Annotated in this window: 18 protein-coding genes; 7 read left to right on the forward strand and 11 right to left on the reverse strand. The window is 64.3% G+C overall.

Annotation, left to right across the window (positions count from 1 at the left end; all coding sequences use genetic code 11):
- Positions 1-3 precede the first annotated feature (3 nt).
- The 5 genes from AC6CIG_RS05540 to AC6CIG_RS05560 all read left to right on the forward strand — a co-directional run bounded on the left by AC6CIG_RS05540 (position 4) and on the right by AC6CIG_RS05560 (position 5,264).
- Positions 4-1,101 carry an ABC transporter ATP-binding protein gene (locus AC6CIG_RS05540; protein ID WP_127711306.1) on the forward strand — a complete coding sequence of 366 codons (1,098 nt, stop codon included), beginning with the start codon at positions 4-6 and terminating at the stop codon, positions 1,099-1,101.
- Positions 1,094-2,089, forward strand: coding sequence for an ABC transporter ATP-binding protein (locus AC6CIG_RS05545; protein WP_127711304.1), 996 nt, complete (start codon positions 1,094-1,096; stop codon positions 2,087-2,089). The genes AC6CIG_RS05540 and AC6CIG_RS05545 overlap by 8 nt, the downstream gene beginning before the upstream one ends.
- Positions 2,090-2,099: 10 nt before the next feature.
- Positions 2,100-3,737 (forward strand): dihydroxyacetone kinase subunit DhaK, encoded by a 1,638-nt coding sequence (locus AC6CIG_RS05550; protein ID WP_127711302.1) that lies wholly within the window; start codon positions 2,100-2,102, stop codon positions 3,735-3,737.
- 182 nt (positions 3,738-3,919) lie between these two features.
- Entirely contained in the window at positions 3,920-4,843 is a 924-nt protein-coding gene (locus tag AC6CIG_RS05555) for an alpha/beta hydrolase (protein ID WP_127711300.1), read from the forward strand.
- Between the two features lie 7 nt (positions 4,844-4,850).
- Positions 4,851-5,264 (forward strand): ACT domain-containing protein, encoded by a 414-nt coding sequence (locus tag AC6CIG_RS05560; RefSeq protein WP_127711298.1) that lies wholly within the window; start codon positions 4,851-4,853, stop codon positions 5,262-5,264.
- A 67-nt stretch (positions 5,265-5,331) separates the two neighbouring features.
- Here the strand turns inward: AC6CIG_RS05560 and AC6CIG_RS05565 are convergent, their stop codons facing one another.
- Together AC6CIG_RS05565 and AC6CIG_RS05570 are read right to left on the reverse strand one after the other, a co-directional pair.
- Positions 5,332-7,329, reverse strand: coding sequence for a CocE/NonD family hydrolase (locus AC6CIG_RS05565; RefSeq protein WP_127711296.1), 1,998 nt, complete (start codon positions 7,327-7,329; stop codon positions 5,332-5,334).
- 79 nt (positions 7,330-7,408) lie between these two features.
- A complete protein-coding gene (locus AC6CIG_RS05570) occupies positions 7,409-8,998 on the reverse strand; it encodes an ABC transporter substrate-binding protein (RefSeq protein WP_127711294.1) in 1,590 nt (529 codons plus the stop codon).
- Between the two features lie 123 nt (positions 8,999-9,121).
- On the opposite strand from AC6CIG_RS05570, the gene AC6CIG_RS05575 reads away from it, so the two are divergent.
- Entirely contained in the window at positions 9,122-9,916 is a 795-nt protein-coding gene (locus AC6CIG_RS05575) for a helix-turn-helix domain-containing protein (RefSeq protein ID WP_018095536.1), read from the forward strand.
- Positions 9,917-9,945: 29 nt separating this feature from the next.
- Here AC6CIG_RS05575 and AC6CIG_RS05580 read toward each other — a convergent pair whose 3' ends face one another.
- The 9 genes from AC6CIG_RS05580 to bcoG all read right to left on the reverse strand — a co-directional run bounded on the left by AC6CIG_RS05580 (position 9,946) and on the right by bcoG (position 22,238).
- Positions 9,946-11,577 carry an ABC transporter ATP-binding protein gene (locus AC6CIG_RS05580; RefSeq protein WP_127711292.1) on the reverse strand — a complete coding sequence of 544 codons (1,632 nt, stop codon included), beginning with the start codon at positions 11,575-11,577 and terminating at the stop codon, positions 9,946-9,948.
- Positions 11,570-12,397: an ABC transporter permease gene (locus AC6CIG_RS05585; protein WP_100671758.1), complete on the reverse strand. Its 828-nt coding sequence runs from the start codon at positions 12,395-12,397 to the stop codon at positions 11,570-11,572. The genes AC6CIG_RS05580 and AC6CIG_RS05585 overlap by 8 nt, the downstream gene beginning before the upstream one ends.
- Complete coding sequence (locus AC6CIG_RS05590; RefSeq protein WP_018095533.1) at positions 12,394-13,518, reverse strand: ABC transporter permease; 1,125 nt, start codon at positions 13,516-13,518, stop codon at positions 12,394-12,396. The genes AC6CIG_RS05585 and AC6CIG_RS05590 overlap by 4 nt, the downstream gene beginning before the upstream one ends.
- Positions 13,503-15,092: an ABC transporter substrate-binding protein gene (locus AC6CIG_RS05595; RefSeq protein WP_018095532.1), complete on the reverse strand. Its 1,590-nt coding sequence runs from the start codon at positions 15,090-15,092 to the stop codon at positions 13,503-13,505. The genes AC6CIG_RS05590 and AC6CIG_RS05595 overlap by 16 nt, the downstream gene beginning before the upstream one ends.
- 339 nt (positions 15,093-15,431) lie before the next feature.
- On the reverse strand, positions 15,432-16,214 hold the full coding sequence (locus tag AC6CIG_RS05600) for a carnitinyl-CoA dehydratase (RefSeq protein ID WP_018095531.1): 783 nt from the start codon (positions 16,212-16,214) through the stop codon (positions 15,432-15,434).
- Positions 16,215-16,219: 5 nt separating this feature from the next.
- Positions 16,220-18,283, reverse strand: coding sequence for an acetate--CoA ligase family protein (locus AC6CIG_RS05605; RefSeq protein ID WP_127711288.1), 2,064 nt, complete (start codon positions 18,281-18,283; stop codon positions 16,220-16,222).
- A 77-nt stretch (positions 18,284-18,360) separates the two neighbouring features.
- The gene (locus tag AC6CIG_RS05610; protein ID WP_127711286.1) at positions 18,361-19,521 is read right to left on the reverse strand and encodes an acyl-CoA dehydrogenase family protein; all 1,161 of its coding nucleotides are present in this window, start codon (positions 19,519-19,521) and stop codon (positions 18,361-18,363) included.
- A 185-nt stretch (positions 19,522-19,706) separates the two neighbouring features.
- Positions 19,707-21,197, reverse strand: coding sequence for a carnitine 3-dehydrogenase (locus AC6CIG_RS05615; protein ID WP_127711276.1), 1,491 nt, complete (start codon positions 21,195-21,197; stop codon positions 19,707-19,709).
- 138 nt (positions 21,198-21,335) lie between these two features.
- Positions 21,336-22,238, reverse strand: coding sequence for a 3-dehydrocarnitine:acetyl-CoA trimethylamine transferase BcoG (gene bcoG / locus AC6CIG_RS05620; protein ID WP_018095527.1), 903 nt, complete (start codon positions 22,236-22,238; stop codon positions 21,336-21,338).
- A 109-nt stretch (positions 22,239-22,347) separates the two neighbouring features.
- Here bcoG and AC6CIG_RS05625 point away from each other — a divergent pair, with 109 nt between their 5' ends.
- Positions 22,348-23,319 carry a GlxA family transcriptional regulator gene (locus tag AC6CIG_RS05625; protein ID WP_018095526.1) on the forward strand — a complete coding sequence of 324 codons (972 nt, stop codon included), beginning with the start codon at positions 22,348-22,350 and terminating at the stop codon, positions 23,317-23,319.
- Positions 23,320-23,362: the final 43 nt, after the last annotated feature.

Genomic DNA, 23,362 nt, shown 5'->3' on the forward strand with positions numbered 1-23,362 from the left:
CCGATGGCGCAAATCAGGATCCAGAATGTGCGCAAGGAGTTCGGCGCCTTTACCGCCGTGCGTTCCTCCACCTTCACCATCGAGGATGGCGAGTTCTTCATGCTGCTCGGCCCCTCCGGCTGCGGCAAGACGACGACATTGCGCATGATGGCCGGCCTCGAATTGCCGACCTCGGGCGAGATATTCATCGACGGAGAGGAGGTCGGCATGAAGCCGGCCAGCCAGCGCGACATCGCCTTCGTCTTCCAGATGTTCGCGCTCTACCCGCATATGAACGTACGTAAGAACATGTCCTATCCCCTGGTCAGCCAGGGCATGAAGCGCGAGGAGGTGGCGACGCGCGTTGCCGAGGTCGCCCGCATCCTCAAGATCGAGCATATCCTCGACAAGCCCGTCGGCGGGCTCTCAGGCGGCGATCGTCAGCGCGTGGCGCTCGGCCGCGCCATCGTGCGCCGCCCCAAGGCCTTCTTCATGGACGAGCCGCTCGGCGCGCTCGACGCGGAGTTCCGCGAGCACATGGCGGAGGAACTGCGCGCGCTGCACGACCGCATGGGCGCCACCACCGTCTATGTCACGCACGACCAGCTCGAAGCTATGCAGATGGGCGACAAGATCGTCGTCATGAACCATGGCGTCATCGAGCAGTTCGGTCGGCCGCAGCAGATCTACGACTGGCCGGCGACGAAATTCGTCGCCCAGTTCATCGGCTCGCCTTCCATGAATTTCCTCGATTTCGACGGCATGATCGGCATCGGCGGCGACAGCGTCGATCTCGGCGGCGTGAAGATGAAAGTGCCGGCCGCGCGGGAGGGCCGCGCCGGCCGCCTCACGCTCGGCGTGAGGCCGGAGCATGTGAAATTCCGCGACGATGCCGCCTACCGCGGGCGCGTCAGCGCCGTCGAATATCTCGGCACGACGCAGATCGTGACAGTTTCGACCGGTCATGGCGATCTGAAGGCGCGCATTTCCTCAAGCTGCAAGGTGCGGGAGGAGGAGATGGTCGGGCTCGATTTCGATACGCGCACCCTTTCGCTTTTCGATGCCGATAAAGGCAATGCGCTCGTCTCCGAGGCCAATGAGGGAGTGTTGGGTCATGGCTGAGGTCGTCCTTGAAAATGTGACGAAGCGGTTCGGCGGCACGCTCGCGCTCGGCGACGTCTCGCTCCGGGTGCCGGACGGCTCCTTCGTCGTGCTGCTTGGCCCGAGCGGCGCGGGCAAGACAACGACGCTGCGCATGGTCTCCGGTCTCGATGCCCCCGACAGCGGCGAGGTCTTCATCGGCGGCCGCGCCATGAAGGGGCTGTCGCCAGCCGAGCGCAATGTCGCGATGGTCTTCCAGCAATATTCGCTCTATCCACATCTCACGGTCCGCCAGAACCTAGAGTTTCCCCTGAAGTCGCCGCTCCTGAAGACGCCGCAGGCGGCGATCGACAGGAAGGTGAAGGAGGTTGCCGAGGTCTTGCAGATCGCCCACAAGCTGGAGAACAAGGCGACCGCGCTTTCCGGCGGCGAGATGCAGCGCGTCTCCATCGGCCGCGCTCTTGTCCGCAATCCGGATATCTTCCTGATGGACGAGCCGCTGAGTTCGCTCGATGCGAAGCTCAGAGCGGACCTGCGCATCGAATTGAAGCGCATCCAGGCGAAGTCAGGCGCGACACTTATCTACGTCACCCATGACCAGATCGAGGCGATGACCATGGCGACCCATGTCGGCGTGCTCAACGAGGGGCGACTGGTGCAGTTCGGTTCGCCGCGGGCCGTCTATGAAGAGCCCGTCAGCGTCTATGCCGCCACCCGTCTCGGCCAGCCGCGCATCAACGTGCTGCCGGCCGATCTCTTCGCCGGCGCTCCGGCGGGCGCAAAGAGCATCGGCCTTCGCCCGGAACACATTGTGCAAGGTGACGGGGAGGAGGCGCTGGTCAAGCGGGTCGAGCATCTCGGCGACCAGACTCGCCTGCACCTCACTTTCAAGCGGCATGACCTCATCACCGTCACCGACGCCCACACGCCGCTGAAGGGCGGCGAGACCATTCGGATCCGACCGTCGCAGCCGCTCTATTTCGACGCGGCGGGCATGCGTTTAGCTTAAGGAGATTTTTATGGCGCAATTCATCAACAAGCGCGAAGACGTCGTCACAGAGGCGATCGATGGCGTGCTGGCTCTTTCGGGCGGTGCTCTTACCCGCCTCGACGGCTATCCGCATATCCGGGTCGTCAAGCGCAGCGATTGGGACAAGTCCAGGGTCGCGATCGTCTCGGGCGGCGGCTCGGGCCACGAGCCAGCCCATGTCAGTTTCGTCGGCAAGGGTATGCTGACGGCGGCTGTCTGCGGCGATGTCTTCGCCTCGCCCGGCGTGGACGCCGTGCTTGCCGGTATCCTCGCCGTGACGGGGCCGGCCGGATGTCTGCTCGTCGTCAAGAATTATACCGGCGACCGGTTGAACTTCGGCCTCGCCGCCGAGCGGGCGCGCGCCTACGGCCTCAATGTCTCGATGGTGATCGTCGGCGACGATATAGCGCTTCCCGATCTCCCGCAGGCCCGCGGCGTCGCCGGCACGCTCTTCGTACACAAGATCGCGGGGGCGCTCGCCGAGCAGGGCGCGGACCTCGACACCGTGACGGCCGCAGCAAGGCGTGTCATCGCGGGAACGCGCTCCATCGGTATGTCGCTCGATACCTGCCGCGTACCGGGCTCCCCGAAGGAGGATCGTATTCCCGAAGGCAAGGCCGAACTCGGCCTCGGCATCCATGGCGAGGCAGGCGTCGAGCAGATCGATTTTGCCGGCGCGCGCGCTTCGGTCGCCACCATGGTGGAGCGGCTGGCTGCGGTGATGGCTGAGGGGCCGCATGTCGCGCTGATCAACAATCTCGGCGGCACGTCGGTGCTCGAAATGTCGGTTCTGGCGCATGATCTCCTCGGCTCGGTTGTCGGCGCGAAGATTACCCATGCCATCGGCCCGGCTCCGCTGATGACCTCGCTCGACATGCAGGGTTTTTCCATCTCCGTCTTCCCGGCTGATGCCGCCGAACTGGAGCTCCTGAAGGCTCCCGTGCCGATCCCCGCCTGGCCGGGCGTTTGCGATGTCCGGCCGGTTGCCGTCGCGGCCCTGCCGGACGGCCTGACGCCGATCATGCCGATCCCGTCAAACCATGCGGCGACGCGCGCTTTCCTGATCGGCTGCTGCGACGTGCTGGTCGCCGCCGAGAAGGATCTCAATGCGCTCGATGCAAAATCCGGTGACGGCGATACCGGCTCGACATTGGCAGGCGCGGCCCGCGCGCTGATCAACGCCGTCGACCGCCTGCCGCTGTCGGACCATACTCAGCTCCTGCGCGCCATCGGCCAGGAACTCAGCCAGACGATGGGCGGCTCCTCCGGTGTGCTGCTCGCGATCTTCTTCGCCGCTGCCGGGGATGGCGCGTCGAGCGGTCTGCCGATTCGCGAGGCGCTGCGGGCAGGGCTTGCCCGAATGCAGGAGATCGGCGGTGCCAGGATTGGCGATCGTACGATGGTCGACGCACTCGCGCCCGCATTGGACGCGCTCGGCCAGGGCATTGCCGCCGCCGCCGCCGCCGCGCGCGAAGGCGCGAACTTCACCGCCACGCTTACCCGCGCGAATGCCGGTCGCGCGGCCTATATCAATGCCAGACAGCTCGAAGGACATATCGACCCCGGCGCTGAGGCGGTGGCGCGGCTTTTTCAGCATCTGGCACGCTATCCCGGCATCGCTGGTTGACAGCGAGCCGAACGAACGGATCGGCACCGCCTCGACGCCAAGCAGCCGCCGGGATTTCAGCCTGCTCAAGGCTCCCGGCGCTGTCGCATCGATCGCGCCGGAAGGGATGCCGGCCGCCGCCTACAACAACCTCGTTGTCAAAGTCGTCAAACTGACTCTAAGGTGCGGTTAGGGGGAATGGGATGGATTCGAAATCGACAAAGCCGATGCCGACAGAAGCGGGGATTCGCGCCTTTCACCAACGTTGCGAGGCGTTCTATCCCGCCGATGCGGTCAATGCCTCCGTCGAGCAGCAACGGCAATGGTACGATGCACTCTGCGCCGAGTTCGACGCGCCGTCTCCCGAAGGGCTGACCCGGCGGGACGGGCGGCTGGCGGGACGAATTCCGGTGCGGTACTACCGTCCGGCGGAGGTCGCGAGCGAGACACGCGTTCTCTATATCCATGGCGGCGGGTTCGTCGTCGGCTCGCTTGAGAGCCATGATGCGATCTGCGCCGAGCTTGCCCATGGTGCACGGGTCGAGCTGGTGTCGGTAGACTATCGCCTTGCCCCCGAACATCTATGGCCCGCAGCCTTCGAAGACTGCTATGACGTGCTCGAAGCGCTTCTTGCCGATGGGCGTCCGCTCGTCGTCGCCGGCGACAGCGCCGGCGGCAACCTGTCAGCCGGAATCGTACTGAAAGCGAAGGCTGAGGGGCTCGCCGGCATCGTCGGCCAGGTTCTGATCTATCCCGGCCTCGGAGGCGATCTGACGCGCGGCTCCTATATCGAGATGGCCGAGGCGCCGCTGCTTTCCACCGCCGACGTCGACTATTACCGCGAGGTGCTGAAAGCGCCGGCGGATGAGCCGTTTGCGCACCCGCTGAAGGCCGCGGACCTGTCCGGGCTTCCCCCGGCCTATATCACTGGAGCCCATTTCGATCCACTGCGGGATGATGCGCGCGCCTATGCAGCCCGGCTCGCCCAGGCCGGCGTGGACGTCACCTACCAGGAAGAGCCGCAGATGGTGCATTCCTGGCTTCGAGCGCGCCACATGAGCCCCGGTGCGCGGGACGGCTTCGTCCGTCTCGTGCAAGCTGTGGCACGATTGACCGGCACGGCTTGAGTCGGCGATGAGCGGCGAGACCGATCTCCAGCGGCTGCTTGCAGAATTGGAGCCGGTGCTACGTGACGGCGAATATGTCTATTGCACGGTTGAAAGTCGTGCTGCGGCCTGGTTCGCGCTTGAGCCGATCGGAACCTTTCGCGAAAATGAGGGGATTACGCTCATCCTCGAGCAGACCCGTGCCGAGGCGGCGGGACTTTCCTATGGACCGGTGCTGCGGCTGATTACGCTGGGCGTCCATTCCGCACTCGAAGCCGTGGGGCTGACGGCGGCGGTTTCAGGCGCACTGACGCAGGCGGGCATCAGCGCCAATGTCGTCGCGGCCTATTACCACGACCACATTTTCGTGCCCACGGCAGATGCAGAAAGAGCCGTCCAAGTGTTGCGGGCGCTCAGCCACGGAAACGCGAGCGCCCGATGAAATTGCCCCTGGCTCACTCCCCCCGACAGGTCGCGGGTAGCGGGACGAGGGGCAGTCGCGCCGAGCCTCACATGAAATCCCGCCGGATCCGCTTTTCGAAGCTCTTCTCGAAGATCTTCGTCTCTCCCTCGAAAGCCTCGACCCTGGCGGAGGTGATCCACTCGCTTTGCGTACAGCCGAGGCGGGAGGTCGAGACGGTCTTCAGCGATTGCTGCCCACGCCGCGCAATACAGGTCCAGGTCGAAGCGCCCGTCATCGAGTGTGGATCGTCCGGCGCGATCGTCCAGGTTTCTTCGCGGATGTCCTGCGTCGCATTGCCCGTGCCGGGATGCTCGACGAGGCCGGTATTCTCGTAGATCCGATAATGCGTCAGGCCCTTGGTCATGTCGCGTTCGACGGTGCGGCGCGTTTCGGACGGCGAATGCTCGATATAGTGCGGCAACGGGTCGGGATTGGCCGGCTGCGGCACGACGATCTCGCGGTGGTCGCCGAGAAGCGGCAGGGAAAGCGAGACGCTGGCCGTATCGATCGTGACGCCCGGATCGGTCGGCGACGGCAGGATGATCGGCCAATAGGAGGTCGACAGCGACAGGCGTATGCGGTGACCGGCGCGGAAGCGATAGCCGCAGGCATCGAGCACCAGCGTGACGCGCGTCTTGCGGTTCTTCTCCATTGGCACCGGCTGCGCATTGCCGTTGTGGTGCGCCAGGTTGAGGACGCCGAAGGCGACGCGGGTTGCCGTTCCGTCCGGATGGACATCGACGATACGCGCGACGAGATTGGCGGTTTCGGCACTGCAGGAAAGCTCGAGGTCGAGCACCGGCTGGCCGAGATAGTCCTCCGCCTCGAGCAGCGGGCGCGTGTCGAAAGTGAGCGAGCCCGCATCGTCGATGCGCTGGTCGCCGGGCATCTCGGCGTCGGGCTTGAGCGTGAAATACTCACCGGCAGCGGTGCCGGTATCGAGCGGCGAACGCAGGTAAACATCGCCGATCCCGCGCTGGGACGGGGAACCGGCCGCCAGGCCTCCCTCGCTCGAAACCGCGAAGGTCCGCATTTCCGGCGTGCTCCAGACATCCTTGGCGATCCAGCGGCCCGGGTCTTCATTGCGCCTGACCGCAGGCCTCGGGCCGTCGAGGATATAGGCGCGCATCTGCGGCAATTGCTCGGCATCGTTCTTTTCGTCGCGAAGCCAGCGGTTCCACCAGCGGATCGCCTCTCCGAGAAAGTCTGCTCGCGGCTTCGGCCAGGCGAAATGCGGATATTTGTGGACCCAGGGGCCGATGAGCGCCTTGGCCTTGCCGCCGAGCCCCTCGACCGCCTTGATCGGCGTGTTGCGGTAGCCGTCCGCCCATCCGGCGATCACCAGCGCCGGGATCGGAAAGCCGTCGAAATCCTCCGAGATCGAGCCATGCCGCCAGAAATCGTCGCGGCGCTGGTGCTCCAGCCATTCCTCCAGGAAGAAGGGCTCGTTCTCGAGGCGCTCCAGCCACATCTCCCGCCAGCGCTCGCCGACGAGTTCCGGATCGGGCGATCGAGACTGGTAGGCGAGCATGGTTGCCGCCCAGGAGAGTTGAGCCGAGAGATGGCAGCCGTTCTTGTAGTGGATGTCGTCATTGTAGCGGTCGACGGTCGAGGCGATCGAGATCACCGCCTTGAGAGCCGGCGGCTTGAGTGCCGCCACCTGCAGACAGTTGAAGCCGCCCCAGGAGATGCCCATCATCCCGACCTTGCCGTTCGACCAGGGCTGTGCCGCAATCCATTCGATGATCTTGCAGCCGTCGGAGAGTTCACGCGGGGTGTATTCGCCGTCGATCACGCCCTCGGACTCGCCCGAGCCGCGGATGTCGACGCGAACGCCGGCAATCCCGGCGGCCGCGAAGGCAGGGTAGGTGGATTCGTCGCGTGCACAGGTTCCGTCGCGCTTGCGGTAGGGCAGGTATTCCAGGACGGCCGGCACCGGCTTCTGTTCGGTGCCCTCGGGCATCCAGATGCGCGCGGCGAGCCGGGTCCCGTCCTCGAGGGTTATCCATTCGTTTTCGATGACGGTGAAATTGCGCTCGACCATGTTGGCTGCCTCCGATCGGTGCGTGACTGTTGAGACGCGAGGCGCAGGCGGAAAACCGCCTGCACCTGCTCATTGCACTTTAGCTGTCGAACCAGACGCGGCTTCCGACGTAGCCGTTGGAAAGGTCGTTGCCGATGTCGTGCACGAAGCCTTTCAGCGAAGTGGAGGCGGCGTTCACATAATCGTTGAAGACGGGCAGGATGAGACCGCCTTCGTCCCGCACCATGAGTGCCATGGTGTGGTAGAGCTCCTTGCGCTTGGCTTCGTCAAGTTCGGAGCGCGCCTGCAGGAGCAGCTTGTCGAAGTCCTCCCGCTTGAACCGCGTATCGTTCCATTCCGCACTCGACAGATAGGACGTGGAATAGCGGGAATCCTGCGTCGGGCGACCGCCCCAGTAGGAAGCGCAGAAGGGCTGGACGTTCCAGACATTGGTCCAGTAGCCGTCTTCCGGCTCCCGGCGTACTTCGATTTCGATCCCGGCCTTGCGGGCGCTTTCCTGGAAGAGGACGGAAGCATCGACCGCACCCGGGAAGGCGGCATCGGAGGTGCGCAGCAGGATCGGCCGATCATGGCCGGACTTCTTGTAATGGAAGGCGGCCTTGTCGGGGTCATAGGCGCGCTGCTCGATGCCTTCAGGTGCCAGCGCGTAGTTTTCGTTGACCGGATAATCGTTGCCGAGCGTGCCGTAGCCGCCGAGCACGCGATCGAGAATAGCCTGCCGATCTATGGCATATTTCAGCGCGAGCCTCAGGTCGTTGTTGTCGAAGGGGGCCGTGTCGCAATGCATGAGGAAGCTGTAGAAGCCCTTGCCCGAGGTCTGCAGGATCTCGACGCGGGGCGCACGCTTCAGCAGCGGCACGGTCTTCGGATCGACGCCGTTGATGAAATGCACCTGCCCGGAGGAAAGCGCCGCAATGCGGGCCGTGTTGTCGTTCATGACGATGATCTCGACGCTGTCGACATAGCCGCGGTCCGAACGCCAGTCGGCGGTGTTCTTCTCGAAGGTTGCCCGGATGCCGGCTTCGTAGCTTGCCAGCTTGTAGGGGCCGGTGCCGATCGGCGAGGTGGGGTTGTCGACGCCGCCGCCGGGCTGGATGATGAGATGATAGTCGGTCAGCAGGAGGGGCAGGTCCGCATTGCCTTCCGTCAGCGTCAGGACGAGGTCTCCGGCTTTTTCCTCGATCGCCTTGACGGACCGCATCAGCCCGAGCGCTCCCGACTTGGAGCCTTCGTCGGAATGCCGCTTCAACGTTGCGATCACGTCTGCGACGGTGAGTTTCTTGCCGTCGTGGAAAGCGATGTCGTTCCGGATCTTGAACGTCCAGACCGAAGCATCCGCCGACGACTCCCAGGAGGAGGCGATCGCGGGCAGCGGAGCGCCGGTCTCGGGATGGGACTCGACCAGCGTGTCGCCCCAGAGATGGCCGATCACGAAAGATACCGAACCGCTATAGGTTGCCGGATCGAGCGAATCGGTCGTCGCTCCGCCGTCGAGGCCGAGCTTCAGGTGGCCGCCGCGTTTGGGCTCCTGCGCCCGTGCCTCGCCCAAGCCGATGGAGCTCCCGATGCCGGCGGCGAGGCCGAGCGCTGCGGTGCCTGCGAGGAAGCCGCGCCGGTTGATGCCGGCCGGTACGATGAGGCCGTCGGGACGCTTCGTGAATTCGGTCATTTCCAGTTCCCCTTGTGTGTCTTGTTCGAGAGAAACCTAACGCCTGCCGGCCCCCAGGCAATTTCGCGACTTGACGCGAATTTTCGCTAGTTTACGCTAGCTGCAATTCGATAGGTGGAGCACTTGCAGCCCGACGACACATTCGTAACAAATCTGCGTTTTGCCTGTGCGACGCGGCGCTCGATCTCCCAGATCTGCCGCGAGATCGGCATCAACCGTCAGCAGTTCAACCGCTACATCAACGGCGAGGCGCGGCCTTCGGCGCACAACGTGCAACGGATTGCCGCGTTCTTCGGACTTGCGGCGGAGGATTTTTCGCTCTCACCCAAGCTGTTCGAGGCGCGTATGATCCGCCCCGAGCGGCACCGGCTGGAAGCGGGTCAGCTCCTCGAAGGGTTCCCGGGCGATGCAGCAGCCCTTCGCCACCATTTCGGCTACTACCAGACCTATCACCTTTCGCTCTCCTGGCCCGGCTTCGTGGTCTGTTCCTGCGCGCATATCTATGAGGAAGGCGGCTCGATCCGGGTGAAATCGATCGAGCGCATTCGCGACAAGGCGAACGAGATCGAACAGTTCTCGAAATATGTCGGCCTCGTCACCTTCTGGCGAAACCGCATCTTCATAGCCGAGCGCACCGTGGGGCAGGCGTCGATGCTGGCGCAGACGATCCTGATGCCCTTCGAGGTGCACCAGCGGGTCTATCTGCGCGGCACGACGATGGGGGTCTCGTGGCGCAAGGAGAACCTGCCCTACGCCTCGCGGATGATCTGGCGGCATATCGGGCTGGATCCGGACAAACGCCAGATGCTTTCGCGGTGCGGGCTGCTTCCTTTCGGGTCGCGGCATCTGCCCTCTGCGGTCCGGCGCTTCCTGGAGACGCCGGAGGCCGAAGTGCTGACCATTCCCGCGGAATACTGACGAATGCGCGTGGCGGCCGCCACGCGCATTCAATTGCCGGCGCTCTCCATCCGTCGCGTCTGCAGGACCTTTTCCAGCCAGCCGATTTCCATTTCCGGAACCGACTTCAAAAGCAGATCGGTATAGTCGTCGAAGGGCGGTGAAAGGACCTTCGACTTCGGGCCGAAGCGCACCAGCCGGCCGCGATGCATTACGGCGACGCTGTCGGCGATTGCCCGGACGATCGCGATGTCATGGGTGATGAAGACGTAGGAAACGGCGGTTTCCTCCTGCAGCTTCAGAAGCAGGTTCAGAATGCCCTCCGCCACCAGCGGATCGAGCGCCGAGGTCGGCTCGTCGCAAAGGATGAGTTCCGGTTGGGCGGCAAGCGCCCGGGCGATCGCGACGCGCTGCTTCTGTCCGCCGGAAAGCTCGGCCGGATAACGATCGAGGAAGCGGGTGCCCATTTCGATCTGGTCGAGCAATTCCTTGACCCGCTCGGTCTTCTTGGCGCCATGCATTCCGAAGTAGAAGGAGAGCGGCCGGCCGACGATATCGCGCACAGTCTGGCGCGGATTCATCGCCGTATCGGCCATCTGATAGATCATTTGGATCCGCCGAAGCTCGTCGTTGGTTCGCCCCTTCAAGGCTTTCGGCAGTTCCTTTCCTTCGAAGGTGATGCGCCCTTCGCTCGGCGGCAGCAGGCCGGTGATGACGCGTGCGAGCGTCGACTTGCCCGATCCGGACTCCCCGACGACTGCAAGCGTCTGCCCCTTCGGCAGATGCATCGAGACGTCGTGCAGCACCTTGAAGCCGTTGGCGTAGCCGGCATGCACATGTTCGATCTTGAGAAGCGCGCCGGTCTGGTCCGGGGCCTCGACGCGTTTCTCCTGGCGGACGCTGACGAGGGCGCGGGTGTATTCTTCCCTCGGGGCCTCGATCACCTGCTTCGTGGTACCGTATTCCACGGTCTTGCCGTGACGCAGCACCATGATGTCGTCTGAGATCTGGGCGACGACTGCAAGATCGTGGGTGATGTAGAGCGCCGCCGTGTCGGTCTCTTCGATCGCGTGCTTGATGGCCGCTAGCACGTCGATCTGGGTCGTCACGTCGAGTGCGGTGGTCGGCTCGTCGAAGACGATCAGTTCCGGATTGGGGCAGAGAGCCATGGCGGTCATGGCGCGCTGCAACTGCCCGCCCGACACCTGGTGGGGATAGCGGTCGCCGAAGGTCTCCGGATTGGGAAGGCCGAGGACCTCGAAAAGGTAGAGCGCGCGCCTGGTCGCCTCTTCACGGCTCATGACGCCGTGACGGACCGACGCCTCGATCACCTGATCGCCGAGCTTGTGCGCCGGGTTGAAGGCGGCTGCGGCGGACTGCGCGACGTAGCAGACATTGCGCCCGCGAACCGCGTTGATGCCGCTGCGGCCGAGCTTCAGGATGTCGCGGCCGTTGAGCAGCACCTCACCGCCGGTGATCCTCACCCCGCCGCGGCCATAGGCGAGCGCCGAAAGGCCGATGGTCGACTTGCCGGCACCGGACTCGCCGATGAGACCGAGCACCTTGCCTTTTTCGAGATCGAAGGAAACGCCCTCGACCAGCGTCACCACCTTCGGCGGTTCGCCCGGCGGATAGCTCGTCGCTTCGATCTTCAGGTTCTTGACGGAAAGCAGCTCAGGCATCGCCGCGGCCTCCTTTCAGGCTCGAGGTGCGCTTCATCAGCCAGTCGACGACGAGATTGACGCAGATGGCGAGGGCGGCGATCGCTCCGCCCGGGATGAGTGCGGCCGATATGCCGAAGATGATGCCATCCTTGTTGTCCTTGACCATGCCGCCCCAGTCGGCGGCCGGCGGCTGGATGCCAAGGCCGAGGAAGGAGAGGGTGGAGAGGAACAGGATCGAGAAGGCGAAGCGCAGACCGAACTCGGCGAGCAGCGGCGACAGCGTGTTCGGCAGGATTTCCCGGAAGATGATCCAGACATTGCCTTCGCCGCGTAACCGCGCAGCCTCGACGAATTCCATCACCGCGACATCGAGGGCGACGGCCCGGCCGATGCGGAAGACGCGCGTCGAGTCGAGCACGGCCATGACGAGGACCAGGATCCACAGATGCTGCGGCAGCACCGCGAGAACGACGAGTGCGAAGATCAGCGTCGGCACCGCCATCATCAGATCGTTGAAGCGGGAGAAGAACTGATCGACGAAGCCGCCGGTGACGGCTGCGGTGAAGCTCAGGATCATGCCGAGAGCGAAGGAAAGCACGGTTGCCGCCAACGCCACGAAGATGGTCGTGCGGGCACCGTAGATCAGGCGCGAGAGCAGGTCGCGGCCGAGATTGTCCGTGCCGAGCAGGAAATCGCCGCCGGCCGGAAGCCAGATCTCGCCGACCACCTCACGCTCGCCGAAGGGCGCGAGAACGGGCGCGAAGAGAGCGCACAGAAGCGCGATCGCGATCCCGATGATGCCTATCCAGGCACTGAAGGGAATGGATTTCAGGTTCATCGCGGGTGCCTCAGTCTCGGATTGGCGAGAATGGCGAGAATGTCGGCCGCCATGTTGAGGAAGATGTAGAAGGCCGCAAAGATCAGCCCGCACGCCTGCACGACGGGCATGTCGCGCACCGTCACGGCATCCACCATGTATTGCCCCATGCCGGGATAAACGAAGACGACCTCGACCACGACGACGCCGACGACCAGATAGGCAAGGTTCAGCGCTATGACGTTGATCACCGGGGCCACGGCATTGGGGGCGGCGTGCCGCGCGATGATGCGGAACGTGCCGAGCCCCTTGAGTTCGGCGGTTTCCACGTAGGCCGACGACATGACGTTGAGGATGGCCGCGCGCGTCATGCGCATCATATGGGCGAGGACCACGAGCACGAGGGTCGCGACCGGAAGGGCGATCGCCGAAAGGCGGTCCATGAAGCCCATGCTGGCGTAGACGGTGGCCGGGAAGGTGGCGACCCCCCATTTGACGGCGAAGAACATGATCAGCAGATAGCCGATGAAGAACTCCGGCAGAGAGATCGCCGCAAGCGATATCACGTTGATGATCTTGTCAGGCAGGCGGTTGCGGAATTGCACCGCGAGCATCCCGAGTCCCACGGCCAGCGGTACGGAGACGAGCGCCGCGAAGAAAGCCAGGAAGAGCGAGTTGCCGAGGCGGTTGCCGATCTGCTCGCTGACGGAATTCCTGCTCGCCCAGGACGTGCCGAAATCACCCTGCACGGCGCCGCCGAGCCAGCTGAGATAGCGCTCGCTCCAGGGGCGGTCGAGCCCGAGATCCTTGCGGATGTTCTCGACGGCCTGCGGCGTCGCCGACTGGCCGAGATAGGTGGTGGCGAAATCGCCTGGCAACGCCTCGATGCCGCCGAAGATCATCAGCGACACGGCGAAGAGCAGGCCGACGCTCAGTCCCAGGCGCTGAAGGATCAGCGCCGCGAGAGGACGGCGAAAGGCGAAGCGCCGCCAGAACGTGCCGCCGAGCTCGTCGGCGGCCGGGTCGGGTTTGGCTGGGGCACCGGAAAGATCGGGGGACCGCAGGGCTGTCTCGCCTGCGGTCGCATCCGTCACGACCGGACCCGTGATCGGTCCGCTTTCCATCATCAGGCGTCCAGCCATACCCTGGTCGCGACATAGCCGTTCGACATGTCGTTGCCGATGTCGTGGACGTAGCCCTTCACCGTTTTGCCGGCCGCGTTCACGAAGTCGTTGAACATCGGCAGGATCAGGCCGCCTTCGTCGCGCACCATCATCGCCATGGTGCGGTACATGTCCTTGCGCTTCGCTTCGTCCAGCTCGGAACGCGCTTCGAGCAGGATCTTGTCGAAGTCCGGACGCTTGAAGCGGGTGTCGTTCCAGTCGGCTGTCGAGAGATAGGCGGTGGAGTACATCTGATCCTGGGTCGGACGCCCGCCCCAATAGGATGTCGAGAAGGGTTGGACGTTCCAGACGTTGGACCAATAGCCGTCGCCCGGCTCGCGCTTGACCTCGATCTCGATGCCCGCCTTCTTGGCGCTCGCCTGGTAGAGGACGGCGGCATCGACCGCGCCCGGGAAAGCGACGTCCGAGGTGCGCAGCAGCACCGGACCGCTATGACCGGATTTCTTGTAGTGGAATGCCGCCTTGTCCGGATCGTAGGCGCGTTGCTCGATGCCTTCGGGGAAGAGCGCATAGGTGTCGTTGATCGGGAAGTCGTTGCCGACCTTGCCGTAGCCGCCAAGAATGCGCTGTACCAGCGTCTCGCGATCCATCGCGTATTTCAGCGCCATGCGCAGGTCGTTGTTGTCGAACGGCGCCGTGTTGCAATGCATGATGAAGACGTAATGTCCTCGGCCCGACGTGTTGAGGATTTCGACGGTCGGCGCCTTCTTCAACAGGTTGACCGTCTTCGGGTCGACGCGGTTGATGAAGTGGACCTGGCCGGAGGACAGCGCCGCGATGCGTGCCGTCGCGTCGTTCATCGCGATCAGTTCGACGGAATCGACATAGCCGCGATCGGTGCGCCAGTCGTCGGCATTCCTTTCGAAGGTGGCCCGTACGCCCGGCTCGAAGCTTGCGACCTTATAGGGGCCGGTCCCGATCATCGCGTCGGGATTGTCCGTGCCGCCGTTCGGCTGGATGATGAGGTGATAATCGGTCAGCAGCAGCGGCAGGTCCGCATTGCCCTCCGTCAGCGTCAAGACGAGCTTGTCGCCGTCGGCCTTGATTTCCTTGATGGATTTCATCACGCCGAGCGCGCCGGACTCGGACTTTTCGTCCGTGTGTCGCTGCAGGGTCTTGATGACGTCGTCGATCGTCAGTTCCTTGCCGTCGTGGAATTTGACGCCTTTGCGGATGGTGAAGGTCCAGGTGGCGGCGTCGGCGGAGGGCTCCCAGGATTCTGCAAGCGCCGGCACCGGTTCGCCGGTCGTCGGGTGGCTCTCGACGAGCATGTCGCCCCAGTTCCGGCCGACCACGAACATGAATTGCGACAGCGCCTTTGCGGGATCCCGCGAATCGGTGGCGGCTGCCCCTTCGAGGCCGAGCTTCAGGTGACCGCCGCGCTTCGGCTCCTGCGCCGCGGCGCTGGACGCGAAGAGCGTATTCGCCGTAGACACGGCAATGCCGAGGGCGGCGGCGCGTCCGAGAAATTCACGCCGGTTCATTTTGCCGAGCATGACCTGACGTGCCAAATAGTCTTTGTAATCGCTCATTCCCCTGTTCCCTTCTTCAGCCGGCATTCGCCGTTCGTTGTGATTGGTAGAGTGTTCGCGTATTTGCCATCGGTCGAGATGGCCGGAGGTGGTTTGCAGTCCACCGGGATCGTCTCTATCCTGACCTCCTTGTCGTCTCTTTGCGCGTTATCCGCGTTGTTCACCCATAAGGCTAAACGCTTGGACGTGGCTTGTAACGTCCTAAATTATAAATCTTTTCCATAAGCATGTCTTATGGAAAGACTGCTCAGCCGCACGCGCCGGTGCTCGCGACGCGTCACGCTGAAGGCCGGCATCCTCCGGCTTCCACTCTGTCCGCGGCCGAAGAGGCCGCGTATCTCAGCGTCCCTTCCAGACCGGGTCGCGCTTCTCCGCAAAGGCGCGGGCGCCCTCGAGCTGGTCCTCGCTCGAATAGAGGACATCGACTGTCCTGAACTGGCGACGGGTGACCTTGTTCATGGTCGTCTGGAAGTCCCGGCCCTCGGCATCGCGGACCACTTCCTTGATTGCGGCATAGACGAGCGGCGGGCCGCTTTCGAGCAGGCGCGCCAGTTCCCAGGCCCGGTCCATCAGCCGTCCGGCCGGCAGGATCTCGTTGACGAAGCCCCAGCGGTTCGCTTCGACCACGTCGAGCCAGCGGCCGGTGAGCAGCATGTCCATGGCGATATGGTAGGGGATTCGCTTCGGCAGCTTGATCGAAGCGGCATCGGCGAGCGTGCCCGAGCGGATTTCCGGGAGTGCGAAACTCGCATGTTCGGCTGCGAGGATGATGTCGGTCGAAAGCGCGATCTCCAGGCCGCCACCGCAACAAATGCCGTTGACGGCCGCGATGATGGGCTTGTTGAGGTCGCGCAGCTCCTGCATCCCGCCGAAACCGCCGACGCCGTAGTCTCCATCGACTGGATCGCCTTCCGCGGCCGCCTTCAGGTCCCAGCCGGGGCAGAAGAATTTCTCGCCGGCGCCGGTGATGATCGCGACCCTGAGCGCCGGGTCGTCCCGGAAATCGCGGAAGATTTCGCCCATGACGCGGCTGGTCTTCAGGTCGATGGCGTTGGCCTTCGGCCGGTCGATCGTGACTTCGAGAATGCCGCCTTCGCGGCGCGTAAGGATCGGTCCGGTCATGGGCGTCATTTCCTCCGGCGGATCAGGGCGTCGGCGGCAACGGCTCCGTGGCCGTCCGGCAGCACCATTATAGGATTGATATCGAGTTCTTCGAGTTTGGAAGCGTTTGCAACGACATAGGATGCCGCGGCAGCGACAGTTCCTGTCAAGGCGGCGATATCGCCCTTGGGATTGCCGCGATAGCCGTCGAGCAGCTTGGCGATCTTCAGGCCCGCAATCGCATCGCGGATCATCTCTTCGGTGACCGGCAGCGTGAGGATCGCGGAATCCTCCAGCAATTCGACGAGAATTCCGCCCGCGCCGATCGTCAGCACCGGACCTGCGACCGCGTCGCGCATCGCCCCGACGATCAACTCCGCCACAGGCCTGGCGATCATCTTCTCGACGAGGTAACCGGAGGCGACCGCAGCCATGCCTCGCGCCGCTGTGATGACCTCCTGACGGCTTGTCAGATTGACCTTGACCGCACCGGCTTCGGTCTTGTGCGCCACGCCGAGGCCCTTGAGGACCACGGGGAAGCCGAGGGCCTCGGCCGCCGCTGCGGCTTCCTCGACTGTCGCGGCGCTCCTGCCACCGGGAACGATGACGCCCGCTGCCGCGAGCTCAGCCTTCGCTTCGGCTTCGCTCAGGGTGACGATCTCGCCTCCCTCAGGGCGCGAGCGGAGGAGGGGAGGTGCTGCGGGCTTCGCCCAGATCGCTCCGATCGCAGCGGCGGTCTCGATGGCGGCGAGCGCCTCGTCGATGCCGAAGAAGGGCACGACGCCCGCCGACACCAGCGAGAGCGCGGTTTCCTCGGGCATGTTCTCGCCGAGGCTCGCAACGATACCGGCGACCGCGCCGGTAGCCTTCGTCGCATCGATGATCGCCTCACAGGTCGTGACCCAGTCGGCCGCGTCGCATCGGTCGAGCCGCGGGAAATCGAGCACGATCAGGTTGAGGGCATAGCCGCCGCGCATCATGGCCGTGAAGGCGGCCGTCTGCTTCTCGCGATTTCCCCAGACGAAGGTGTGGTAGTCGAGCGGATTGGCGATCGTTACCATTTCGCCGAGGCTTTCGCGCAGCGGCTGGCGCTGTTCCTCCCTGAGTGCCCGGAAATTGACTTTGCGCCGGACGCCGGCATCCGCCATCAGCGATGCCTCGCCGCCCGAACAGCTCATCGAGGAGATATCGGCGCTGGGCAGCGGCCCATGAAGATGCAGCAGCTTCAGCGTTTCGAGCAACTCGGGCAGCGTATCGACGCGGCCGATGCCGAGGCGGGCGAGCAGGGCCGAGGAGACCCGGTCGTTGCCGGCTAGCGAGGCGGTATGGGAGACGGTTGCAAGCTGGGCTGCTTCCGATTTCCCGACCTTCAGCGTGACCACGGGTTTGCCCAGCTCGCGTGCGCGGGCGGCAAGCCTTTCCAACGCCTCGATACTGTCGAAGCCTTCGATATGGAGACCGACGGCGGTGACGCGCGGATCCTCGAGCACGGCGCAGGCGATGTCGGAAAGGCCCGTCTGCGCCTGGTTGCCGGCCGTCATGACATAGGCCAGCGGCAGCCCGCGCTTCTGCATGGAGATGTTGCAGGCGATGTTGGAAGATTGCGTGAGGATCGCGACGCCGCGTTCGACCCGAAGCATGCCGTGCTGGTCGGGCCAGAGCAGCGCGCCGTCCAGCATGTTGATGAAACCGTAGCAGTTGGGCCCGACGATCGGCATGTCGCCGGCCGCCGCGACGAGCGCCTCCTGCAGGTCGTTGCCGTCGGCAAGCTCGTTTGCCGCCTCGCGGAAACCGGAGGCGTAGCAGACGGCACCCCCGGCGCCGCGCGCGGCGAGATCGCGGATGATCTCGATCGTGAGCGCGCGGTTGACCCCGACGAAGGAGGCATCCGGCGCCCCCGGCAGGTCGGACACCGAGCGATAGCAGCGGCGGCCGAGGATTTCTTCTTCGCGCGGGTGGACCGGCCAGATGTCGCCGGCAAAGCCCATCTTGTCGCATTGCTCGATGACGCGGCGCGCCTCCTTGCCGCCGAAGACGGCGATGGAGCGTGGGCGGATGAGACGGTCGAGGGAGCGGGGAGTGGAGGTCATGCCGCGCCCCCGTGGAGTGCGCCGGGGAGATGCCCGGCAGGGCAGAGGGGGGTAATTTGCGGAAGCTCGCCCATCGTTCAGGCCCCCAGCGGCCGGAGCAGATCGCGGCTGATGATGTGTCGCTGGATCTCGGACGTCCCATCCCAGATGCGCTCGACGCGGGCGTCGCGCCAGAAGCGGGCGAGCGGCAGGTCGTCCATGAGTCCCATGCCGCCATAGATCTGGATCGCCTCGTCTGTGACGCGGGCGAGCATTTCGGTGGCATAGACCTTGGCCGAAGCGATCTCGCGGTTGGACGGCAGGCCCTGGTCGAGCCGCCAGGCGGCCGAGAGTGTCAGAAGGTCGGCCGCGTCGATCTCGGTGATCATGTCGGCAAGCTTGAAGGAGACTCCCTGGTTGGCGCCGATCGGCTTGCCGAACTGCTTGCGCTCGGCCGCGTAGGAGAGTGCGTAATCGAAGGCGCGACGGGCGCGGCCGACGGAGGTGGCCGCCACGGTCAGGCGCGTGGCGTAGAGCCAGTCGTTGGCAATATCGAAGCCTTTATGGGCCTCGCCGAGGATCTGGGCCGAAGGCAGCCGGCAGTCGTCGAAAGTGAGGATGCAGTTCTTGTAGCCGCGATGCGAGACGGAATTGTAGCCTTCGCGGATTTCGAAGCCGGGGGTGCCGCGGTCGACCAGGAAACAGGTGATCTTCTTCTTCGGTCCGCGCGGCGTCTGCTCCTCGCCGGTGGCGACGAAGACGATGACGAAATCGGCAATGTCGGCATGGCTGATGAAGTGCTTCGTCCCGTTGACGATCCAGTCGTCGCCGTCCTGCCGTGCGAAGCATTTCATGCCGCGCACGTCCGAGCCGGCATCCGGTTCGGTCATGGCGAGCGCGTCGAACTTGTCGCCGCGGACGGCTGGGAGCAGGTATCGCTCTCGCTGATCCTCGTTGCAGGCCATCAGGATGCCGGACGGCCGCCCGAAAAAGACGGTGAGGCCCATGGACCCGCGGCCGAGCTCGCGCTCGACCAGAGTGAAGGTCAGATGGTCGAGGCCGGCGCCGCCGACCTCTTCCGGGAAATTGCAGGCGAAGAAGCCGAGTTCCTTGCATTTGCGGGCGATTTCCAGCCCGAGTTCGCGCGGCACCACTCCGGTCCGCTCGACCTCGTTCTCATGCGGATAGATCTCGGTCTCGACGAAGGTGCGGACCGTGTCGACGATCATCTGCTGTTCTTCGGTCAGTGCGAAATTCATTGTTCTCCCTCGTCAATTCTGGTCCGCGCGGCAGATGGCTCCTCAACGATCTGCTGCGGGCTCTCGGGCGGTGCCCCTCTCCTCGGGCTAATCCGAGGACTATCCCTCTCCCCGTCGGGACGTCCTTGGGACGGGGAGAGGTGCCGGCAGGCGGATGAGGGGCTCTCATCCCGCCAGCATCGCCATCACCGTCTCTGCCCCACATGCCGTCCCGCGCCCTCGGGCGCGTCCAGCTTCGCATGACCTTCCGTGATCGGCTTCAGCTTGGCCATCACCTCCGCCGGTGCCGGCACGGACTTGCCGGCCTTGGCGTCGACATGCAGCATCATCTGTTCGGCGGTGGCGATGACGTCGCCCGACGCCGCATCGTGAATGCGCGTGAAGAAGTGAATGCGCTTCTCGTCCGACGAAAGAAGCTGCAGGGTCGTATAGAGCGCCTGTCCGAGCTTGGCTTCGCCGAGATGGCGGATGTGGGTCTCGACCGTGTAATAGCTGTGGCCGGCCTCGACATAGGCGAAGTCGACGCCGATCAACTTGAGCAGTGCGTCCGAGGTGTCGCCGAAGAGCTGTAAGTATCGATGCTCTGTCATGTGGCCGTTGTAGTCGACCCAGGCGGCGTTGACCCTGGTATCGACCAGACGCAGCGGCCCGGACGCGTCCAGGCTCTTCGACGGACTGCCGCCCTTTTCCCAAAGCCGCTTCTCGAAATCGGCGAGCAGCTTGCCGGCACCCCAGCCTTTGCCGCCGTCGCCGGCCTTCAAGGCATGCATGATGCCGACGAGGTTTTCGTCCCGGATGCGTTCGAGTTCGCGGATGGAGCGACCGGCGGCCTGCGCGTCCGATTGTGCCCCGATCTTCTCGACGAGCGCGTCGTCGAGATCGACCACGTCGGTGAATTTCGTCCAGGGCCATTTGAGGCAGGGGCCGAACTGGGCGAGGAAATGGCGCATGCCCGCTTCGCCGCCGGCGATGCGGTAAGTCTCGAAGAGACCCATCTGTGCCCAGCGCATGCCGAAGGAATAGCGCATGACGTCGTCGAGCGTCTCGGTATCGCAGATGTCGTCCTGGATCAGCCAGAGTGCTTCGCGCCAGAGCGCCTCGAGCAGGCGGTCGCCGACGAAGGCCTCTATCTCCTTGGCGATGACGACGCCCTTCATGCCGATCTCGGCGACCGCTTCCTCGGCGCGCCCGATCGTTTCCGGCGACGTCTTCTTGCCGCCGACGAGCTCCACCAGCGGCAGCAGATAGACCGGGTTGTAGGGATGGGCCACGAACATGCGTTCGGGGTGTTTCATCTCGGCCTGCAGGTCGGACGGGAGCAGGCCCGAAGTGGAGGAGCCGATGAGGGCGTCGGGCCGGGCGGCCGCATCGATCTCGTTGATGACGCCGCGCTTCAACGGCAACCGTTCGGGCACGCTTTCCTGAATCCAGTCAACGTCCTCGACTGCTTCCTGAACGCTCTTGCAGAAGGTGAATTTGCCGCGCGGCGGAAGCGGCGCCATGGTCAGCATGCCATAGGCGCGTTCCGCGTTGGCCATGACCTCGCCGATGATGCGCTCGGCTTCCGGATGCGGGTCGAAGATGTTGACGTCTATTCCTGCAAGCGCAAAACGCGCAGCCCAGGCCCCGCCGATGACGCCGCCGCCGATACAGGCGGCCCTGGTGATTGTGGTCATTCCCCTCTCCATTCAAAATGTCGTAAGAGCCGCTCCCGATCCCTTCGGGACCGACCTCCCCACAAAGGGGAGGGACAGGTGGCGCCTGCCGCGGCAGGTTAAGTCCTCCCCTTGTGGGGAGGGTTGGGAGGGGTCTTGTTACCGCTTCGTCAGCTTCAGCTTCCTGCGGACCTCCTCCGGACCGATGATCTTCGCGCCCATGCTCTCGACGACGGAAACCGCTTTCTCCACGAGCTGGGCATTGGTCGCGAGCTGGCCCTTGCCGACATAGAGATTGTCTTCCAGGCCGACGCGGACGTTGCCGCCGGCAAGGATTGCGGCAGCGGGATAGGCCATGGCGTTGCGGCCGATCGAGAAGGCGGAAAAGGTCCAGTTCGAGGGAACGTTGTTGACCATGGCCATGAAGGTGTTGAGATCGTCCGGCGCGCCCCACGGAATGCCCATGCAGAGCTGGATCAGCACCGGATCCTCGATCAGGCCTTCTTCGGCGAGTTGCTTGGCGAACCACAAATGGCCGGTATCGAAGGCCTCGATCTCCGGACGCACGCCGAGTGCGGTCATCTGCCGTGCCATCTCGCGCAGCATCGACGGCGTATTGGTCATGACGTAATCGCCGAGCGAGAAATTCATGGTGCCGCAGTCGAGCGTGCAGATTTCCGGCAGGCATTCGGCGACATGCGCGACGCGTTCGGTGGCGCCGGCCATGTCCGTGCCCTTCTCGTTGACGGGGAAGGGGCTCTCGACGTTACCGAAGACGAGGTCTCCGCCCATGCCGGCGGTCAGATTGAGCACCACGTCGATGTCGGCGGAGCGGATGCGGTCGGTCACTTCCCTGTAGAGGTCGAGCCGCCGCGCAGGCGCGCCGGTGTCGGGATCGCGGACGTGACAGTGGACGACCGCGGCACCCGCCTTGGCGGCCTCGATCGCCGATTCAGCGATCTGTTTCGGCGTGACCGGAACGTGGCTGGATTTCGAGACGGTGTCTCCGGCGCCGGTGACGGCGCATGTGATGAACACCTCGCGGTTCATGCTGAGCGGCATTGATGTCCTCCCTTTCGTTGCCCGTATTACGGGCCAGAAAGTGCCGCGTTGCTTTGCACTAAGAGAACCATCCTATACATTATCGGAATTCTCTGGAGGAAGTTTTGTCGTGGACAGCAGCATCGCGCAGGCGCAGCATATCGACCTTCTGGTCTTGCCGGAGACCAATCTCATCCTTGTCGCATCGGTTGTCGAACCGTTGCGCGCCGCCAATCGTATCGCCGGGCGCACGCTTTACAGCTGGAGCCTGTTCAGTCCGGACGGGAGAGCGATCGAGACGAAGAGCGGCATTCCCGTCCCGGTGGCCGGCGCCTTCCGCCCGCAGCGCGAGACGGCGCCGCTCTTCGTGCTTTCCAGCTACCACTGGCAGCGCAGCGCCACCTCGCAGCTCAAAATGCTCCTGTCGCAGACGGCGCGGCACCGGGAGATGATGGCCGGAATCGAATCCGGCTCCTGGCTGCTGGCGGAGACGAGCCTCCTCGACAATTTCTCGGCCACCACCCACTGGGAGGATTTCGAGGATTTCGCCGCCGCCTATCCGCAGGTGACGATGGTGCGCGAGCGTTTCGTCATCGACCGAAAACGCATCACCACCGGCGGCTCGCTGCCGACGCTGGACCTGATGCTGGAACTGATCCGCCGCGCGCACGGCTATTCGCTGGCGCTCGAAGTGTCGCGCCTCTTCATCTACGAGCAGGAACGCACCCGCGGTGACCTCCTGCAGGTACCCGCGATCGGCAACATGCGCATTCTCGAGACCCGCGTCGGCGCCGCGGTCAAGCTGATGGAAGAAACGGTCGAGGCTCCGCTGACGCTCGCGCGGCTGGCGCGCCGCGTGGGGGTCAGTGCCCGGCACCTTCAGGATCTCTTCAAGGAGACCATGGGCGTGGCGCCGCACGAACACTATCTGGCGCTGCGGCTGAACGCAGCGCGGCGCAAGGTGATCGAAACGCGGATGGAGTTCGCCGACATTGCGGCGATTTCCGGCTTCAACTCGTCATCTTCATTTTCGCGCAGCTATCGCGCGCATTATCGCGAAAGCCCCAGCGAGACGCGCCGGCGGCTCAAGCTGAAGAACTGATTCAACGGCTTCAGGCGGAAGTTGAGCGAAGGTGAGTTTTGCG

The sequence above is a fragment of the Sinorhizobium sp. GQ132 genome, from assembly GCF_059758575.1.

What these genes read in the sequence shown, in the direction of transcription:
- AC6CIG_RS05540 (WP_127711306.1), top strand. Translation starts at nt 4, where the DNA reads ATGGCGCAAATCAGGATCCAGAATGTGCGCAAGGAGTTCGGCGCCTTT.
- AC6CIG_RS05545 (WP_127711304.1), top strand. Translation starts at nt 1,094, where the DNA reads ATGGCTGAGGTCGTCCTTGAAAATGTGACGAAGCGGTTCGGCGGCACG.
- AC6CIG_RS05550 (WP_127711302.1), top strand. Translation starts at nt 2,100, where the DNA reads ATGGCGCAATTCATCAACAAGCGCGAAGACGTCGTCACAGAGGCGATC.
- AC6CIG_RS05555 (WP_127711300.1), top strand. Translation starts at nt 3,920, where the DNA reads ATGGATTCGAAATCGACAAAGCCGATGCCGACAGAAGCGGGGATTCGC.
- AC6CIG_RS05560 (WP_127711298.1), top strand. Translation starts at nt 4,851, where the DNA reads ATGAGCGGCGAGACCGATCTCCAGCGGCTGCTTGCAGAATTGGAGCCG.
- AC6CIG_RS05565 (WP_127711296.1), bottom strand. Translation starts at nt 7,329, where the DNA reads ATGGTCGAGCGCAATTTCACCGTCATCGAAAACGAATGGATAACCCTC.
- AC6CIG_RS05570 (WP_127711294.1), bottom strand. Translation starts at nt 8,998, where the DNA reads ATGACCGAATTCACGAAGCGTCCCGACGGCCTCATCGTACCGGCCGGC.
- AC6CIG_RS05580 (WP_127711292.1), bottom strand. Translation starts at nt 11,577, where the DNA reads ATGCCTGAGCTGCTTTCCGTCAAGAACCTGAAGATCGAAGCGACGAGC.
- AC6CIG_RS05585 (WP_100671758.1), bottom strand. Translation starts at nt 12,397, where the DNA reads ATGAACCTGAAATCCATTCCCTTCAGTGCCTGGATAGGCATCATCGGG.
- AC6CIG_RS05590 (WP_018095533.1), bottom strand. Translation starts at nt 13,518, where the DNA reads ATGGCTGGACGCCTGATGATGGAAAGCGGACCGATCACGGGTCCGGTC.
- AC6CIG_RS05595 (WP_018095532.1), bottom strand. Translation starts at nt 15,092, where the DNA reads ATGAGCGATTACAAAGACTATTTGGCACGTCAGGTCATGCTCGGCAAA.
- AC6CIG_RS05600 (WP_018095531.1), bottom strand. Translation starts at nt 16,214, where the DNA reads ATGACCGGACCGATCCTTACGCGCCGCGAAGGCGGCATTCTCGAAGTC.
- AC6CIG_RS05605 (WP_127711288.1), bottom strand. Translation starts at nt 18,283, where the DNA reads ATGACCTCCACTCCCCGCTCCCTCGACCGTCTCATCCGCCCACGCTCC.
- AC6CIG_RS05610 (WP_127711286.1), bottom strand. Translation starts at nt 19,521, where the DNA reads ATGAATTTCGCACTGACCGAAGAACAGCAGATGATCGTCGACACGGTC.
- AC6CIG_RS05615 (WP_127711276.1), bottom strand. Translation starts at nt 21,197, where the DNA reads ATGACCACAATCACCAGGGCCGCCTGTATCGGCGGCGGCGTCATCGGC.
- bcoG (WP_018095527.1), bottom strand. Translation starts at nt 22,238, where the DNA reads ATGCCGCTCAGCATGAACCGCGAGGTGTTCATCACATGCGCCGTCACC.